Source organism: Paracoccus denitrificans (genome assembly GCF_900100045.1).
In the GTDB taxonomy this organism is placed as follows: Bacteria; Pseudomonadota; Alphaproteobacteria; order Rhodobacterales; family Rhodobacteraceae; genus Paracoccus; species Paracoccus denitrificans.
This window is the reverse complement of record NZ_FNEA01000016.1, coordinates 1-16117: the sequence shown is the minus strand read 5'-3', so window position 1 is coordinate 16117 and position 16117 is coordinate 1. Positions and strand designations below refer to the sequence as shown.

At 68.1% G+C, this 16117-nt stretch carries 12 protein-coding genes and 2 riboswitches; of the genes, 9 read left to right on the top strand and 3 right to left on the bottom strand.

All coding sequences use genetic code 11. From position 1 onward, the window contains the following. Positions 1–62 precede the first annotated feature (62 nt). Positions 63–2318: a TonB-dependent receptor gene (locus BLT64_RS14985; RefSeq protein WP_011750599.1), complete on the bottom strand. Its 2256-nt coding sequence runs from the start codon at positions 2316–2318 to the stop codon at positions 63–65. Positions 2319–2693: 375 nt separating this feature from the next. Further along, positions 2694–2885, top strand: a riboswitch (cobalamin riboswitch). 93 nt (positions 2886–2978) lie between these two features. Between BLT64_RS14985 and nrdH the strand changes: the two genes are divergently transcribed. The 4 genes from nrdH (at position 2979) to nrdF (ending at position 6770) form a co-directional block, all read left to right on the top strand. Continuing rightward, positions 2979–3200 carry a glutaredoxin-like protein NrdH gene (nrdH, locus tag BLT64_RS14980; RefSeq protein ID WP_011750601.1) on the top strand — a complete coding sequence of 74 codons (222 nt, stop codon included), beginning with the start codon at positions 2979–2981 and terminating at the stop codon, positions 3198–3200. Between the two features lie 9 nt (positions 3201–3209). After that, complete coding sequence (nrdI, locus tag BLT64_RS14975) at positions 3210–3626, top strand: class Ib ribonucleoside-diphosphate reductase assembly flavoprotein NrdI (RefSeq protein WP_011750602.1); 417 nt, start codon at positions 3210–3212, stop codon at positions 3624–3626. Then, positions 3608–5734 carry a class 1b ribonucleoside-diphosphate reductase subunit alpha gene (gene nrdE, locus BLT64_RS14970; protein WP_011750603.1) on the top strand — a complete coding sequence of 709 codons (2127 nt, stop codon included), beginning with the start codon at positions 3608–3610 and terminating at the stop codon, positions 5732–5734. Before nrdI ends, nrdE begins: the two co-directional genes overlap by 19 nt. Before the next feature lie 64 nt (positions 5735–5798). After that, a complete protein-coding gene (nrdF, locus tag BLT64_RS14965; RefSeq protein WP_041530473.1) occupies positions 5799–6770 on the top strand; it encodes a class 1b ribonucleoside-diphosphate reductase subunit beta in 972 nt (323 codons plus the stop codon). Here nrdF and BLT64_RS14960 read toward each other — a convergent pair. Next, positions 6767–7735: a bile acid:sodium symporter family protein gene (locus tag BLT64_RS14960; protein WP_011750605.1), complete on the bottom strand. Its 969-nt coding sequence runs from the start codon at positions 7733–7735 to the stop codon at positions 6767–6769. The genes nrdF and BLT64_RS14960 overlap by 4 nt on opposite strands. A gap of 117 nt (positions 7736–7852) precedes the next feature. On the opposite strand from BLT64_RS14960, the gene BLT64_RS14955 reads away from it, so the two are divergent. Then, the gene (locus BLT64_RS14955; RefSeq protein ID WP_041530474.1) at positions 7853–9073 is read left to right on the top strand and encodes an aminotransferase-like domain-containing protein; all 1221 of its coding nucleotides are present in this window, start codon (positions 7853–7855) and stop codon (positions 9071–9073) included. A 22-nt stretch (positions 9074–9095) separates the two neighbouring features. Here the strand turns inward: BLT64_RS14955 and BLT64_RS14950 are convergent, their stop codons facing one another. Then, positions 9096–10871 carry an SLC13 family permease gene (locus BLT64_RS14950; protein ID WP_011750607.1) on the bottom strand — a complete coding sequence of 592 codons (1776 nt, stop codon included), beginning with the start codon at positions 10869–10871 and terminating at the stop codon, positions 9096–9098. A gap of 146 nt (positions 10872–11017) precedes the next feature. Then, positions 11018–11232, top strand: a riboswitch (cobalamin riboswitch). A gap of 135 nt (positions 11233–11367) precedes the next feature. Here BLT64_RS14950 and BLT64_RS14945 point away from each other — a divergent pair. From BLT64_RS14945 to BLT64_RS14930, 4 genes are read left to right on the top strand one after another with little or no spacing between them, the layout of a single operon-like run. After that, the gene (locus tag BLT64_RS14945) at positions 11368–13275 is read left to right on the top strand and encodes a TonB-dependent receptor plug domain-containing protein (RefSeq protein ID WP_011750608.1); all 1908 of its coding nucleotides are present in this window, start codon (positions 11368–11370) and stop codon (positions 13273–13275) included. Beyond that, positions 13269–14105, top strand: coding sequence for an ABC transporter substrate-binding protein (locus BLT64_RS14940; RefSeq protein ID WP_011750609.1), 837 nt, complete (start codon positions 13269–13271; stop codon positions 14103–14105). Before BLT64_RS14945 ends, BLT64_RS14940 begins: the two co-directional genes overlap by 7 nt. Next, entirely contained in the window at positions 14102–15097 is a 996-nt protein-coding gene (locus BLT64_RS14935; protein ID WP_011750610.1) for a FecCD family ABC transporter permease, read from the top strand. Before BLT64_RS14940 ends, BLT64_RS14935 begins: the two co-directional genes overlap by 4 nt. Positions 15098–15099: 2 nt before the next feature. Beyond that, complete coding sequence (locus BLT64_RS14930) at positions 15100–15855, top strand: ABC transporter ATP-binding protein (protein ID WP_011750611.1); 756 nt, start codon at positions 15100–15102, stop codon at positions 15853–15855. The last annotated feature ends 262 nt before the right edge of the window (positions 15856–16117 follow it).

Sequence of the window (16117 nt, the reverse complement as noted above, 5' to 3'; positions counted from 1 at the left end):
GCCCCCACTGCAAAAGGGGGACGGCCCGAAAGCCGTCCCCGAAGGCCGCGACGACGCGGTGATCAGAACGCGTGCTTCAGCGTCAGCACGAAGTTCCGGCCCGGCTCGATATTGGCGAATTGCGAGACATGCGAGTCGGTATAGATCTGGCGGTCGAAGACGTTGTTGACGTTGAGTTGCAGCGCCGTGGCCTCGGTCAGCCTGTAGGCCGCCATCAGGTCGGTGCGCCAGCTCGACGGCAGGGCGGCATCGGCATCGCCGTTCTGCGAATAGCTGGCCGTGCGCTTGCCGGTATAGGTCACGCCGCCGCCCAGCGTCAGTTGCGGGCTGTAGTCGTAGGTCGTCCACAGCGAAAAGCTGTTGCGCGGAACCTTCGCGACCTGCTTGCCGGTGGCGGGGTTCGGATAGGGCTCGCCGCCGCCGCGCGGGGTGCTCCAGCCGCCGTCCTTCAGCTTGACGTCCTGATGGACATAACCGCCCCAGATGCCCCAGCGCTCGGCGACCTGGCCGGCAAAGCCCAGCTCGATGCCCTTGGCGGTGGTGTTGCCGATATTCTCGGTCTCGCCCAGGGCGTTGGTGACGCGGGCATTGTCCTTTTCGGTCCTGAACAGCGCCGCGCTCAGCTCGAGCTGGTCGTTCAGCACCAGCCATTTCGTGCCGATCTCGTAGTTCACGCTGCGCTCGGGGTCGAGGCTGTCCAGATCGTCCGAGGCATTGCTGCCGCCGGTGCCCGCGCCCTCGCCCGCCGGGTTCGAGGAGGTGCTGGCCGAGGCATAGATCGAGCCGTTCTGCACCGGCTTGTAGACCACGCCCAGAATCCCGTTCAGGAAATCGGAATCGTTGCCGTGGCTTTCGCGCGGGGTGGTGTCGGTCGCATGGGTGATGCTGTCGACGCTGTAATCGTCCCAGCGCAGCCCCACCGTCGCCTCCCATTGCGGGGTGAAGGTGATGGTATCCAGCGCATAGACGCCACGCGACCTGGTGGTGCTGTAGCCGCTCTCGCCGCCGCGCTCGATGCTGCCGCCCCAGGGCGCGCCGGGGTTCGGATTCTCATAGGGCGAGGTCGGCATCGGGTCGGGATTGGTCACCGTCAGCCGGCGGTTGGTGGCACGCGAATTGGCGATGTCCACGCCGACCGCGAAGCTGTGCTCGACGCCCCAGGCCCGTGCCTCGCCCGAAAGCTGGGCGTTGAACGACACCGTCTCGTTCACCCGATCCGAAGCCTTGGAACTGCGCGACACCAGGCCATCGCTGCCCGAGGTCGGCGAGGTCACGACATAGGTGTTGGTGTCGCGTGCCTTGCGCAGCGCCGTGGTCAGCCGCAGGCTGTCCGAGAAGGCATGCGCGAACCTTACATAGCCCGAGGCGGATTCGATGTCGCGGAAATCGCGCGCGTGCAGGCCGTAGAAGGTGTCGGGATCGACATCGACCGGCAGGAACGGGTCGATGCGGGTGCCCGAGCCGCGCCGCCATGCGGCCGGCGTGGTGGCATTGGACATCGGCACGCCGTAATCGGGCGTATCCTCGTCCTTGTAGTAATAGAGCCCGGCGGTGATCTTGCTGTCATCGGTCAGGCGATAGCTGAAGCTGGGCGCCACGCCGACCCGCCTGGACTCGACGCCGTCGCGCCCGCCCAGGTCGTCGGCGCGCTGCGCCATCAGGTTCAGGCGAAGGCCGATCGCGCCGAATTCGCGGTTCGAATCCAGCGTGCCGCGGACATAATTGCCGGTGCCGTAGGACAGCGCCACCTCGTCAAAGGCGCCCGGCTGCGGGATCTTGCTGTTCAGGCTGATGGTGCCGCCGGTCGAGCCGGCACCGGAATAGACCCCGCCCGGGCCCTTGCTGATCTCGATGGATTCCAGGTTGAAGGCCTCGTATTGCGTGCGCGAGGCGTTGCGCATGCCGTCGACCAGCATGTCCTGGCTGGCCTCGAAGCCGCGGATATAGGGGCGCACGCCCTGCGGCACGCCGCCTTCGCCTGCGCCCAGGGTGACGCCCGGCGTGGTGCGCAGCACGTCCGCGACCGAGGTCTGGCCGCGCTCTTCGATCTGGCGCCCGGTAACGACGGTCACTGTTCTTGGTGTATCGAGCAACGGCGCGGTGGCCTTGTCCGAGGTGCTTTCGGTGACCTTGTAGCTGGTCTCGGCCTCGTTGCCCTGCTGGCGGCGGATGACCACCGTGTCCAGGGTTACGGTATCCTGCGCCTGGGCGGGGCCGGCTACGCCGGCCGAGATGGCCAGCACAGGAAGCAGGCCCAGGGTCGGCAGCAATTGCGCGGCCGACGCCGAGGCAGGCGGTTTGGGATGGGTTTTGTTCATGGGTTGATCCCGGCACAAAAGATGAATCGCAACCGCCTCAGGGCGGAAACGACAGGAAGGTGCTGGCTCATCAATGGCTTGCGGTGTCACGAGCCGGAAGGGGAACGAAGTGCCTCATCCTGGCCGCGCGTAACCCATGCAAGGGGGCCAATTGTCGCAGTTTGTCAAATGACGCCGCGTCATTTCGACTGCGAAACAGGCGAGTGTTGCGGCAATCCAACAGCCTGCCCGGCCGGACGCGGCGCAATACCCCGGCCGGGATATCGCCGGAAGCCGGAAATCCCCCGCGACAGGCAGAATCGATGCGCCCACCAGATATTCCATGGCGGACGCAGTTATCCACTAAATATGGATTGACCCCGGCCATGACCCATGGCTAACTGCAACGGTCATGGTTGTCCCGGGGCCGACTCGGGGATGAAAAGGGAAGCCGGTGAAAAGCCGGCACTGCCCCCGCAGCTGTAAGCGGAGAGCGACGCCGGATCACCACTGGGGCCACGCGCCCCGGGAAGGCCGGCCAAGCCGAGACCCGCAAGTCAGAAGACCTGCCATGACGCGAAAGGACGAAACCGTGCGGCGGGCGCGGGGCTGGAACAGGGTCCGGATGGCACGCCCATCGGCCCGGCCCCCTCTTGCCGACAGAACAAAAGGAGCCGAGGCATGACCATCACCGTTTATTCCAAGCCCGCCTGCGTGCAATGCACCGCCACGACCCGCGCCCTGGATGCGCGCGGCCTGGACTACCATCTGGTGGATCTGACCGAGGATGACGCGGCGATGGAACTGGTCGCCTCGCTGGGCTATCGCCAGGCTCCCGTCGTCATCGCCGGCGAAGCCCATTGGGCCGGGTTCCGCCCGGACATGATCGGCCGCCTGTCCTGATCCGGGGCCATGGGCGGGCTGGTCTATTTCTCCTCGGGCTCGGGGAACACGGCGCGTTTCGTGACGCGGCTCGGCCTGCCGGCCGGGCGCATCCCGATCTCGCCCAGGGACGAGATGCCCGCCCCCGCCCTGCCCTATGTGCTGATCTGCCCGACCTATGCCGACGGGATGGGTCGGGGCGCGGTGCCCAAGCAGGTGATCCGCTTTCTCAACGATCCTGACCGCCGGGCCCTGCTGCGCGGCGTCATCGCCACCGGCAACCGGAATTTCGGGGCGACATACGCCTTGGCCGGCCGGGTGATATCTGACAAGTGCAACGTCCCCGTGCTGTATCGATTCGAGCTGGCGGGGACTGATCTGGACATTTCCCGCGTTCAGGCGGGGCTTGCGAAATTCTGGGGGACGGAATGCTTGACGATGGCGTAAAGGCCGAGCTGGACTATCACGCGCTGAATGCGATGCTGAACCTTTACGACGGCGAGGGCCGCATCCGCTTCGACGCGGATCGCAAGGCCGCGCGGCAGTATTTCCTGCAGCATGTCAACCAGAACACCGTCTTCTTCCACTCGCTGGACGAAAAGCTGGGCTATCTGGTCGACGAGGGCTATTACGAGGCCGAGGTGCTGGACCAGTATCCGCGCGCCTTCCTGCACCGGATCTGGGACGCGGCCTATGCGCGGAAATTCCGCTTTCCGACCTTTCTCGGCGCCTTCAAGTATTACACCAGCTATACGCTGAAGACCCGCGACGGGCGGCGCTATCTGGAACGCTACGAGGACCGGGTGGTCATGGTCGCGCTGGCGCTCGCGCGCGGCGACGAGGATCTGGCCATGCGCTTCATGGAGGAAATCCTGTCGGGCCGGTTCCAGCCCGCCACGCCGACCTTCCTGAACGCCGGCAAGAAGTCGCGGGGCGAGCTGATCTCGTGCTTCCTGCTGCGGCTGGAAGACAACATGGAATCCATCGGCCGCGGCATCAATTCGGCGCTGCAGCTTTCCAAGCGCGGCGGCGGCGTCGCCCTGATGCTGACCAACCTGCGCGAGGCCGGCGCGCCGATCAAGGGGATCGAGAACCAGTCCTCGGGCGTCATCCCGGTGATGAAACTGCTGGAGGACAGCTTTTCCTATGCCAACCAGCTTGGCGCGCGGCAAGGCGCGGGGGCGGTCTATCTGAACGCGCATCACCCCGACATCCTGCGCTTCCTGGACACCAAGCGCGAGAACGCCGACGAAAAGATCCGCATCAAGACGCTGTCGCTGGGCGTGGTGATCCCGGACGTGACCTTCGAACTCGCCAAGCGCAACGAGGACATGTACCTGTTCTCGCCCCATGACGTGGAAAAGGTCTATGGCCTGCCCTTCTCGGAAATCTCGGTCACCGAGAAATATGCCGAGATGGTGGACGACAAGCGCATCCGCAAGAAAAAGATCAACGCCCGCGCCTTCTTCCAGACGCTGGCCGAGATCCAGTTCGAAAGCGGCTATCCCTACATCATGTTCGAGGACACGGTGAACCGCGCCAACCCGGTCGCCGGCCGCATCAGCATGTCGAACCTGTGCAGCGAGATCCTGCAGGTGAACGAGGCCAGTGAGTTCGACGAGGATCTGGGCTATCGCCACCTCGGCACGGATATTTCCTGCAACCTCGGCTCGCTCAACATCGCCGCGACCATGGACGGGCCGGATTTCGGCGCGACCGTCGAGGCGGCGATCCGGGCGCTGACCGCGGTGTCGGAGATGTCGGCCATCGAGGCCGTGCCCTCGATCCGGCGCGGCAATGACGAGGCCCATGCCGTGGGGCTGGGCCAGATGAACCTGCACGGATTCCTGGCGCGCGAGCGCATCCATTACGGCAGCCCCGAGGGCGTCGAGTTCACCTCGGTCTATTTCGCCGCCGTGGCCTATCACGCCATCCGCGCCTCGAACCTGCTGGCGCAGGAAAAGGGCCGGACCTTCAAGGATTTCGACAAGTCGAAATATGCCGACGGCTCGTTCTTCGACAAATACGTCGCGCAGGACTGGCTGCCCACGCTGCCCGATGTCGCGCGGGTGTTCGAGGGCGTCAGCCTGCCCACCCGCGAGGATTGGGCGGCACTGCGGGAATCGGTGATGCGGCACGGGCTTTACAACCGCAACCTGCAGGCGGTGCCGCCCACCGGCTCGATCAGCTATATCAACAACTCGACCAGCTCGATCCATCCGATCGTGGCCAAGATCGAGATCCGCAAGGAAGGCAAGATCGGCCGGGTCTATTACCCCGCCGCCTTCATGTCCAACGAGAACCTGGACTATTACCGCGACGCATACGAGATCGGACCCGAGGCGATCATCGACACCTATGCCGCCGCGACCGAGCATGTCGACCAGGGGTTGTCGCTGACGCTGTTCTTCCCGGCCGAGGCCACGACGCGCGACATCAACCGCGCCCAGATCTACGCCTGGAAGAAGGGCATCAAGACGATCTATTACATCCGGCTGCGCCAGACCGCGCTGGAAGGCACCGAGGTGCAGGGCTGCGTTTCCTGCACGCTTTGATCGTGGGGGCCTTGGGCCCCCACACCCCGAGGGTATTTGAGAAACGATGAAAGGGGTTCTTCGGATGAAGGATCATGCCATGCGGACGCCCGTGCGCGCGATCAACTGGAACCGGCTGGAGGACGAGAAGGACCTGGAGGTCTGGAACCGGCTGACCGTCAATTTCTGGCTGCCCGAAAAGGTGCCGCTGTCGAACGACGTGCAAAGCTGGGCCACGCTGCGCCCCGAAGAGCGCGAGCTGACCATCCGGGTCTTTACCGGGCTGACGCTCTTGGACACCATCCAGAACACCGTGGGCGCGCCCGCGATGATGCCCGATGCGCTGACCCCGCATGAGGAGGCGGTCTTGTCGAACATCGCCTTCATGGAGGCGGTGCATGCGCGCAGCTATTCCTCGATCTTCTCGACGCTGTGCCTGACGCCCGAGGTGGACGCGGCCTTTCGCTGGGCCGAGGAGAACCCGCATCTGCAACAGAAGGCGCGGCTGGTTCTGGAGGAATACAAGGCCGGCTCGGATCCGCTGAAGCGCAAGATCGCCAGCGTGTTCCTGGAAAGCTTCATGTTCTATTCCGGCTTCTACCTGCCGATGTATTGGTCGAGCCGCGCCAAGCTGACCAATACCGCCGACCTGATCCGCCTGATCATCCGCGACGAGGCGGTGCATGGCTATTACATCGGCTACAAATACCAGCGCGGGCTGGAGCGGCTGGGCGAGGCCGAGCGCGCGGCGCTGAAGGACTTTGCCTTTTCGCTGATCTTCGATCTCTACGACATCGAGGCGAAATACACCGCCGAGCTATACGACGGCATCGGGCTGACCGAAGACGTGAAGTCCTTCCTGCATTACAACGCCAACAAGGCCCTGCAGAACCTGGGCTACGAGGCGCTGTTCCCGCCGCAGGCCTGCGAGGTCAACCCGGCGATCCTGGCCGCCCTGTCCCCCGACAGCGAGAACCACGACTTCTTCAGCGGCTCGGGGTCGAGCTATGTCATCGGCAAGGCGGTCGCGACCGAGGACGAGGACTGGGATTTCTAGGCTTGCGCCTTGCGCGCCAGCCGCTGCGCGATGGCCGAGCAGACCAGCAATTGCGTCATGTGATAGATCATCACCGGCAGCACGATCGCACCCACCGCCGCGGCCGGAAAGATCGCCGTGGCGATGGGCAACCCACTGGCGAGGCTCTTGGTCGAGCCGCAGAAGAACAGCACGGCCTGGTCCTGGGGCGGCAGGTGGAACAGCCGCCCGGCGCCGACCATGCCGCCCATGACCAGGGCCAGCAGCAGCGCGGTGACCAGGAAGCACAGCACCAGTCCCGGCACCGGGATCGCCGACCAGATGCCCGCGACGGTGCCGGCGCCGAAGGCGGAATAGACGATCAGCAGGATCGAGCCCCGGTCCACCACCATGGTCAAGAGCCTGTGGCGCTGGACGAAGCCGCCGATCCAGCGCCGCAGCAACTGCCCGGCGACGAAGGGCAGCAGGATCTGCACGGCGATCTTCTCGATGGCGTCGAGGCTGGCGCCGCCGCCCTCCTGATGCAGCAGATGCGTGACCAGCAGCGGCGTCAGCACCACGCCCACCAGGTTCGACAGCGAAGCCGCGCAGATCGCCGCCGGCACGTTGCCGCCCGCGATCGAGGTGAAGGCGATCGAGCTTTGCACCGTCGAAGGCAGCACGGCCAGGAACAGCAGCCCCAGCGTCAGTTCGGGCCCCAGCACGCCGCCGAACAGCGCGGCCAACCCGATGCCCAGGACCGGGAACAGCGCATAGGTGGCGCCGAAGGTCAGGCCCTGAAGCCGCAGGTTCAAAAGCCCCGCCCGGACCGAGGCCGGGTCCAGCTTGGCACCGTAGAGAAAGAACAGCAGCGTCACCGCCCAGAAGGTCGCGCCGCGCAGGATCTCGGCCGCCATGCCGCGGGCGGGCAGCAGCAGCCCCAGCAGCACCATGCCGATCAGCAGCAGCATGTAGGTGTCGATACCGATCCGTTTCAATGCCTGCATGGTCTTCCCCGTCGTGCCTTCGCCCCTGTCTGATATACATCGGCGCCGGGCACAAGCCGGGGGCGCCACGGCGCCATCAGGCTTGCCCTGTTGGCGAAAAACGGTCACAGCGGGGTCATGTCCGATGCAACCGTTCCGACCATGCGCCCCGCTTTTGCCCCCTGGCTGTCCCGCAGCAACGACGTGACCTCGGTCTTTCTGGCGGCGGGACAGGTACCCGATCTGGTCAACCTTGCCGGGGGCCTGCCCGAACCCTCGGTCTGGCCGGTCGAGGAACTGGCCGGGCTGGCCGCCGAGGCGATCCGCAACCACCCGGACGAGACGCTGGGCTATGGCCCGATCCCCGGCCTGCCGGCGCTGCGCGACCTGATCGCCGCGCGCTTCTCGGCCGGCGCGCTGCGGCTGTCGCGCGAGAACGTGCTGATCACCACCGGCGGCATGCAGGCGCTGGAACTGATGGGCAAGGTGCTGTTGCAGCCGGGCGGGCTGGTCGCGGCGCAAAGCCCGGCCTATCTGGGCGCGCTGGACGCCTGGATGCCGCATGCGCCGCGCTATCGCGCCATGCGGATCGAGGCGAACGATTTCGACCCCCACGCCGCGCTGGCCGGGGCGCAATTCGCCTATACGGTGCCGAATTTCTCGAACCCCAGCGGCCGGCTGGTGGCCCTGCCCGAGCGGCAGGCGCTGGTCGCCGCCGCCCATGCCACCGGCACCTGGCTGATCGAGGACGACCCATACGGCGCGCTTTACTATGAAGGCGAGCCCCTGCCCCGGCTGCTCGATCTGTCGGCGGCCGAGCGGCCCGGCCCCTATGACGGGCCGGTGGTCTATATGGGCTCGCTCTCCAAGGAACTGGCGCCGGGGCTGCGCATCGGCTGGGTGATCGCCGCGCCCGAGATGATCGCGGCGCTGGCCACCGCCAAGCAGGGCTCGGACATGTGTTCCAGCGGGCTGTCGCAGATGCTGGCGCTGCGGGCGCTGCAGGCGGGCATGACCGACCGCATCCGCCCCGAGGTGCTGTCGATCTATCGCGCCCGGCGCGACGCGCTTTGCGCCGCGATGCGACAGCACCTGTCCGCGGATCTGGACTGGCAGGTGCCGGTCGGCGGCATGTTCGTCTGGGCCACGGCGCGCGATCCGCGGCTGGACACCGACCGGCTGCTGCATCATGCGATGGCGCAGGGGGTCTGCATTTCGCCCTCCAGCGTCTTCGACCCCGAGGGGCTGGACCGTCGTTCGCTGCGGATCAACTTTACCCTGAACCCGCCCGAGCGGCTGGAGGAGGGCTGCCGCCGCCTGGCCCGCGCCATCCGCGCCGCGCTGGCCGAGGTCGGTTGAAGGCGGCCCGTCTTTTGGCCCGTCACACCGGCCAGACCAGCAGGATCAGCGGCACGCCGGTCAGCACGACCAGCGCCGACAGCGGCGCACCCAGCCGGGCGTAGTCGCCGAAGCGATAGCCGCCCGGCCCCATGACCAGCGTGTTGCACTGGTGCCCGATGGGGGTCAGGAAATCGCAGCCGGCACCGACCGCCACTGCCATCAGGAAGGCATCGGGCCGATAGCCGAGCTGGCTGGCGAAGGTCGCCGCGATCGGCGCCATGACCAGCACCGTCGCGGCATTGTTCAGGAACGGCGTAACCGCCATGGCCGCGACCAGGATCAGCGTCAGCGCACCCCAGGCCGGCAGGCCCATCGCCGCCTGCGACAGCCAGGCACCCAACAGGTCGGTCACGCCGGTCTTTTGCAGCGCCTCGCTGACCGGGATCAGCGCGCCCAGCATGATCAGGATAGGCCATTCGATGGCCTCATAAGCCTCTTCGGCACTGATCGCGCCGGTCAGGATCATCAGCACGGCGGCGGCGAAGAAGGCGATGGCGACCGGCACCAGCCCCGCCGCCGTCGCCGCCATGGCCACCGCCAGGATCAGCACCGGCAGCAATTGCTTGCGCACCCCGCCCAGCCGGATGTCGCGCTCGGCCAGCGGCAAGAGGCCCAGCACCCGCATCCGCTCGGGCAAAAGCTCGATCGGCCCCTGCACCAGCAGCACGTCGCCCGCCGCCAGCACCGTCTGGCTGAGCCGCTGCGTCATGCGATGGCCGGCACGCGAGATGGCGATCAGGTTCACGCCGTGCTGGTCGAACAGCGCGATCCGCCCCACGCTTTGCCCCACCAGCAGCGAGGCGGGCGCGATCACCGCCTCGATGACGCCGATCTTGTCGGCGGGCAGTCCCTCTTCGGCCGCCGCATCCTGCCGGGTCAGCTCCATTCCCAGCTTGGTCACCGCGCGCTCCAGCGCATTCGGCTCGCCGCGTAAAAGCAGCGTGTCGCCCGTCTCGATCACCGTGTCGGGCAGCGTCACGGCACGGCGCGCGCCGCCCCGGATGAGGCCGGTCACGGCCACCTCGCCGTCGACGGCGCCCAGATAATCGCCCACCGTCATGCCGACGATGCCGGCGCCCTCGGGCACGGTGGCCTCGGTGTGATAGTCGCTGATGTTCACCGCCTCGCTCAACGACGCGGTGGCGCGGCGGTCCCTGGGCAGCAGGCGATGGGCGAATTGCAGGAAGACCAGCCCGACCAGCGACAGGCCGATGCCGACCGGGGCATAGTCGAACATGGTGAAGGGCTCGCCCGTCATCTGCTCGCGCACCCGCGAGACGATGATGTTGGGCGAAGTGCCGACCAGCGTGATCAGCCCGCCCAAGAGCGAGCCGAAGGCCATCGGCATCAGATAGACCGAGGGCGAATGCCTCGAACGCCGCGCCATCTTCAGCGCCGCCGGCATCAGCATGGCCAGCGCGCCGATGTTCTTGACCAGCGCCGACAGGAAGGTGACCGAGCCGACCAGCACCAGAAGCTGCCAGCGCAGCCTGCGCAACCGCAGGAGCACGCGGCGCATCACCGCCTCGATCACGCCCGAGCGCGAGATGCCGGCGCTGACCACCAGCGCACTGCCGACGATGATGACGATATCGTCGCTGAAGCCGCGAAACGCCTCGTCCGGCTTGACCGTGCCCGCCACCAGCGAGGCCAAGAGCGCGATCATCGCCACCACGTCGTAGCGCAGCCGCCCCCAGACGAACATCGCCATCATGGCGCAAAGGATCAGCACGGCCAGGATCTGCGGCATGGCCATCGGTTTGTCCGCCCTCCCTTTCGCGCACGGATGCCTGGACCCAATGCGGCGGCCGCGGGGCAGGTTCCGCCGCCCGCCGGCCCCCACCGGACAGAATGTCGCGTCCGGTGCCAAGGATGGCGCTTGACAGCTGGCGCCCCGCTGCGGCAATGCGGGGCCGCTACGGTTCCGGCGCGATCTGCCGGATGAAAAGGGAACACCGGCGCGCCCATCGCCGCGATGCGGACGGGCAAGGCCGGGGCTGCCCCCGCAACTGTAGGCGGTGAGCGAAGGCCGAAGGCGCCACTGGGAAGATCCCCGGGAAGGCCGGCCCGAGCGATGATCCGCCAGCCAGGAGACCTGCCGCAGCGATCACCCATTTCCGGCGCGGGGCGCGTCTGGAAAGCGGCCTTCCGCAGAGGTGACAGTCGCCATCCCGCGGCCGGGCTGCCCTTGGCCTTTCCGCAGGACAGTTCTGCAAATCGCGGGCCGGATCCCGCGCTGGAAAGGCTTTGGAATGTTGTTCAGAACCCCGGCTTCCCTGCTGGCCGCCACCGCCCTGCTCCTGCCCGCCGCCGCAACGGGGCAGGAAGGCCAGGCCCCCGTCATGCTTGACCCGGTGGTCCTGTCGGGCGGGCTGTCGCCCGTCGCCGAAAGCGCCTATGGCCGGGCCTACAGCATCCTGACCGCCGAGGATTTGCGGCAGCGCGGCTTCGTCACCGTCCAGGACGCGCTGCGCGACCTGCCCGGGCTTGCCGTGACCTCGACCGGCGAGACCCTGACCATGGTCCGCATCCGCGGGGGCGAAGCCAATCATGTGCTGGTGCTGATCGACGGGGTCGAGGCCAACTCTCCCGGCAACGGAGACTATGTCTTCAGCGGTCTTCTGACCGAGGATGTCGAGCGCATCGAGGTGCTGCGCGGCCCGCAATCGACCATCTACGGCGCCAATGCCGCCGCCGGGGTGATCGCGATCACCACCCGCCGCGCCTCTGTCCCGGGGCTGAGCTATGGCGGCGGGATCGAGATCGGCGGGCTGGGCACCCGCGCCGCCAGCGCCCATCTCCGCGCCATGGGCGAGCGCGGCCAGATCAGCTTCTCGGCGGCGACACGCCGCACCGATGGCGAGGACGCCTCGCGCACGCCGGGCGGCGATACCGAGTTCAACAACCGCGAGACGCTGACCCTCGGTGGCTCCTACGACATCGCCGAGGCCGTGACCGCCGGCTTCACCCTGCGCCGGACCTGGCAGGAATACGGCTACGACCGGGCGATCGACCCGGTGGATTCCCCCGACGACCATGTGATCGACACACCGCACACCGCCGACCGCAACGAAACCTATGGCTCGCTCTGGATCGAGGCCGAGGCGCTGGGGGGCAGGCTGCTGAACCGCTTCGCCGTCTCGGGCTCCAACCAGGCCACGGACCATTTCAACGACGGCGTGCCGGATTACGACGACGCCTCGCGGCTGCGGGATTTCAGGTATACCGGCACATGGGCGCTGGACGGCGGCAATGCCCGCAATTCCGCGCAAAAGCTCAATTTCGCGGTGCAGAAGAAGCGCGAGATCTATGAGAGCTCCTATGCACCGGGCGGCCGGTATGAGCGCGACACGAAATCGCTTGCGCTGGAATATCAGGGCCAGTTCGACAACGGGATCGGCATCCAGGCCGGCCTGCGGCGCGATTTCAACGACGATTTCCGCAACGCGACCACCTGGAACATCGCTGGCGCATGGCAATTGCCCGATCGCGACCTGCGCCTGCGCGCGGCCGCCGGCAAGGCCATCGTCAATCCCACCATGTTCGAGCTTTATGGCTATGCGCCGGGCAGCTATAGCGGCAACCCGGACCTGACGCCGGAAACCAGCCGCAGCTATGAAATCGGCGCCGACTGGAGTTTCGCAGCGGGACGGGCTGCGCTGGGGGCGACCCTGTTCACCAGCAAGGTCGAGGACATGATCGTCGGGGCCGGCACCACCTCGCAAAACATCGCCGGCACCAGCACGCGCAAGGGGTTCGAGGCCGATCTGCACTATGAAGCCACCGATTGGCTGCGGCTGGGCGCGACCTATACCTATACCGACGCCCGCACGGAAGACGACGATCCCATCCCGCGCCAGCCGCGCCACCAGCTTGGGCTGCGCGCCACGGGCGATTTTGCCGGGGGTCGCGGCTCGGCCACGGCCGATCTGCGCTATGTCGCGGGCAATTACGACGAGGAATGGTTCAGAAGCTGGACCCCGCCCACCACCGAACTGCCCGATTTCGTGACCGTGAACCTGGCCGCGCAATACGACCTGACCGAAAACCTGCGCCTGACCGGCCGCGTGGTGAACCTGTTCGACAGGGATTATTCCGAGGCCTGGGGCTATTACGGCCAGGGCCGCACCTTCTATGCCGGCCTGACGGCGCAATGGTAGGACGGCTTTGCCTTGCCGCCTGCCTTCTGGCCGGCCTGATCCTGCCCGCCGCGGCCGAGCCGCCGCGCCGGGTGCTGTCCGTGAACCTGTGCACCGACCAGCTGGCGATGCTGCTGGCTGCGCCGGGGCAGATCGTCTCGGTCTCGTATCTGGCGCAGGATCCCACCGCCTCGGCCATGGCGGATCAGGCCGCGCGCCTGCCCGCCAATCGCGGCCGGGCGGAGGAGATCTTCCTGATGCGGCCCGACCTGGTGCTGGCCGGCGCCTGGAGTTCGCCCGAGACGATCCGGCTGCTGCAACGCCTGGGCATCCCGGTCGAGGTGTTCCCGGTCGAAACCGACATCGCCGGCATCCGCGCCAATATCCGCCGCATGGGCAATGTCCTGGGCCGGCAGGCCCGGGCAAAGGCGCTGCTGGCGCGTTTCGACGCCGATCTGGCCCGGCTGGCCGACGCGCCCCCGGGGCCGCGGCCGCGGGCCGCGCTCTACATGGTGAACGGCTACAGTTCCGGCCGCGACAGCCTGGCCGGGCAGATCGTCGCGCTGGCGGGCTTCGACAATGTCGCCGACGATCTCGGCCTGCCGGCGGGCGGGGTGGTGCCGCTGGAGGCGCTGCTGCTCTCGGGTCCCGACCTGCTGGTCGAGGGCCGCCGCTATCCCGGCAGTTCGCGCGCGCAGGAGGTGCTGGACCACCCCGCGCTCAAGGCGCTGAGCCGGGGCCGGCCCGCCGAGGTCATGTCCGATCCCGACTGGGTCTGCGGCACCCCCCACATCCTGCGCGCCATAGCCCAGTTGCGCGACGCGCGCCTTGCCTTGCAGGCCCGGCCATGACCGCGCCGCGCTATCCGCTGCTGATCGCCGCGCTGTCGCTGCTGGTGGCTGCGCTGTTCCTGGCCTCGCTGCTGACCGGACCGGCGGGAATCGGCCCGGGCGAAAGCCTCGCCGCGCTGTTTCGCGGCGACGACCTGCTGGCGCTGGTGATGCGCGAATTGCGCCTGCCGCGCGCCATCCTGGGCTTTCTGGTCGGTGCGGCGCTGGGGATGGCAGGCGCGGTGCTGCAAGGCTTCCTGCGCAACCCGCTGGCCGAGCCGGGGCTGATCGGCACCAGCGCCTCGGCGGCGCTGGGGGCGGTGCTGGCGATCCAGACCGGGCTTTCGGCCACGTTCCCGCTGGCTTTGCCCCTGGCGGCGCTGGCCGGCGCGGCGCTGTCGGTGCTGCTGGTGCTGATGCTGGCCGGGCCGCGCGGGGGCGCACTGGCGCTGATCCTGGCCGGCATCGCCATTTCCGCGCTGGCAGGCGCGGCCACCTCCCTGGTGCTGAACCTTTCGCCCAACCCCTTTGCCATCAACGAGATCGTGTTCTGGATGATGGGTTCGCTGGCGGATCGCTCGATGCTGCATGTCTGGATCGCGGCGCCCTTCATGCTGCTGGGCTTTGCGCTGCTCTGGCCCACCCGCCGCGCGCTCGAGGCGCTGACGCTGGGCGAGGATGCGGCGGCCTCCAGCGGCGTGCATCTGGGCCGGCTGCGGCTGATGCTGGTCGCGGGCATCGCCGCGCTGATCGGCGGCGCCACGGCGGTGGCCGGCACGGTGGGCTTCGTCGGGCTGGTGGTGCCGCATGTGCTGCGCCGCGCGGTCGGCGCCAGCCCGGCGCGGCTGGTCCCGGCCGCGGCGCTGGGGGGCGCGGCGGTCGTTCTGGCCGCCGACATCGCCGTGCGGCGGATCGCGCCGGGCCATGACCTCAAGCTTGGTGTGCTGACGGCGCTGGTGGGGGCGCCCTTCTTCCTGCACCTGATCCTCAGGACCCGGCGCGAGGGGCTGTGACCATGCTTGAGCTTCGCGCCCTCTCGTTCCACCGCGCCGGGCAGCCGGTGCTGGACGGTATCGACCTGCGGCTGGGGCCGGGCGAGTTCGTCGGCCTGCTCGGCCCGAACGGCGCCGGCAAGACCACGCTTCTGCGTGCGGCGCTGGGACTGCTGCCGGCGCGCGGTCACAGCTCGCTGGCCGCGCTGCCGGTGCGCGAGCGCGCCCGCGCCGCCGCCTATATGCCACAGGGCCGCGAGATCGCCTGGCCGATGCCGGTCGAGGCGCTGGTGGCGCTTGGCCGCATCGCCCATCCGCATTCCGCCAGCGCTGCCGACCGCGCCGCCATCGAGCGCGCCATCGCGGCCTTGCACCTGGACCCGCTGCGCCACCGCCGCGCGACCGAGCTGTCGGGGGGCGAACAGGCGCGAACGCTGATCGCCCGGGCGCTGGCACAGGAAACGCCGCTGCTGATCGCGGACGAGCCCATCGCCGGGCTGGACCCCGCGGCGCAGATCGACGTGATGCGGCTGTTCCGCCGGCTGGCCGGTCAGGGCCATGCGGTGCTGGCCTCGCTGCATGACCTGGGGCTGGCGGCGCGGCATTGCACGCGGCTCGTCATGCTGCACCAGGGCCGGATCGCCGCCGATGGTCCGCCCGAGGCGGTGCTGACCGCCCAGAACCTCGCCCGCGTCTTCGGCATCACCGCCCATGTGGCGCCGGGGCCCGGCGGCATCCTGTTCCAGCCGCTCGACACCATCGGGGGCGGCGCCCCGTGACGGGCATGCCGCGCCACTGAGCCGGGGCCGATGGGCGCATTCGCCGCTTTCCCGGCCATGCCGGATGGGGGTTGGCGGGGGCATGCGCTCAGGGCGCGGGTCTGGGCGGCTTGGTCCCACATTTGCCCTGCGCCATGCCCGGCCGGGTGCCGGTCGCGGATCAGCCGGCCACCCCCATCGTCGCCTTCACGGCCTGTTTCCAGCGGCCATAGCGTGTCTCGCGCTCACCCTCGGCCATGGCGGGCTCGAAGCGGCGCTCCAA

Excerpts from the sequence above, each read along its gene's own strand:
- BLT64_RS14930 (WP_011750611.1), top strand. The coding sequence starts at position 15,100 with ATGCTTGAGCTTCGCGCCCTCTCGTTCCACCGCGCCGGGCAGCCGGTG.
- BLT64_RS14960 (WP_011750605.1), bottom strand. The coding sequence starts at position 7,735 with ATGCAGGCATTGAAACGGATCGGTATCGACACCTACATGCTGCTGCTG.
- BLT64_RS14935 (WP_011750610.1), top strand. The coding sequence starts at position 14,102 with ATGACCGCGCCGCGCTATCCGCTGCTGATCGCCGCGCTGTCGCTGCTG.
- BLT64_RS14945 (WP_011750608.1), top strand. The coding sequence starts at position 11,368 with ATGTTGTTCAGAACCCCGGCTTCCCTGCTGGCCGCCACCGCCCTGCTC.
- nrdI (WP_011750602.1), top strand. The coding sequence starts at position 3,210 with ATGGGCGGGCTGGTCTATTTCTCCTCGGGCTCGGGGAACACGGCGCGT.
- BLT64_RS14955 (WP_041530474.1), top strand. The coding sequence starts at position 7,853 with ATGTCCGATGCAACCGTTCCGACCATGCGCCCCGCTTTTGCCCCCTGG.
- BLT64_RS14940 (WP_011750609.1), top strand. The coding sequence starts at position 13,269 with ATGGTAGGACGGCTTTGCCTTGCCGCCTGCCTTCTGGCCGGCCTGATC.
- BLT64_RS14950 (WP_011750607.1), bottom strand. The coding sequence starts at position 10,871 with ATGGCCATGCCGCAGATCCTGGCCGTGCTGATCCTTTGCGCCATGATG.
- nrdH (WP_011750601.1), top strand. The coding sequence starts at position 2,979 with ATGACCATCACCGTTTATTCCAAGCCCGCCTGCGTGCAATGCACCGCC.
- nrdF (WP_041530473.1), top strand. The coding sequence starts at position 5,799 with ATGAAGGATCATGCCATGCGGACGCCCGTGCGCGCGATCAACTGGAAC.
- BLT64_RS14985 (WP_011750599.1), bottom strand. The coding sequence starts at position 2,318 with ATGAACAAAACCCATCCCAAACCGCCTGCCTCGGCGTCGGCCGCGCAA.
- nrdE (WP_011750603.1), top strand. The coding sequence starts at position 3,608 with ATGCTTGACGATGGCGTAAAGGCCGAGCTGGACTATCACGCGCTGAAT.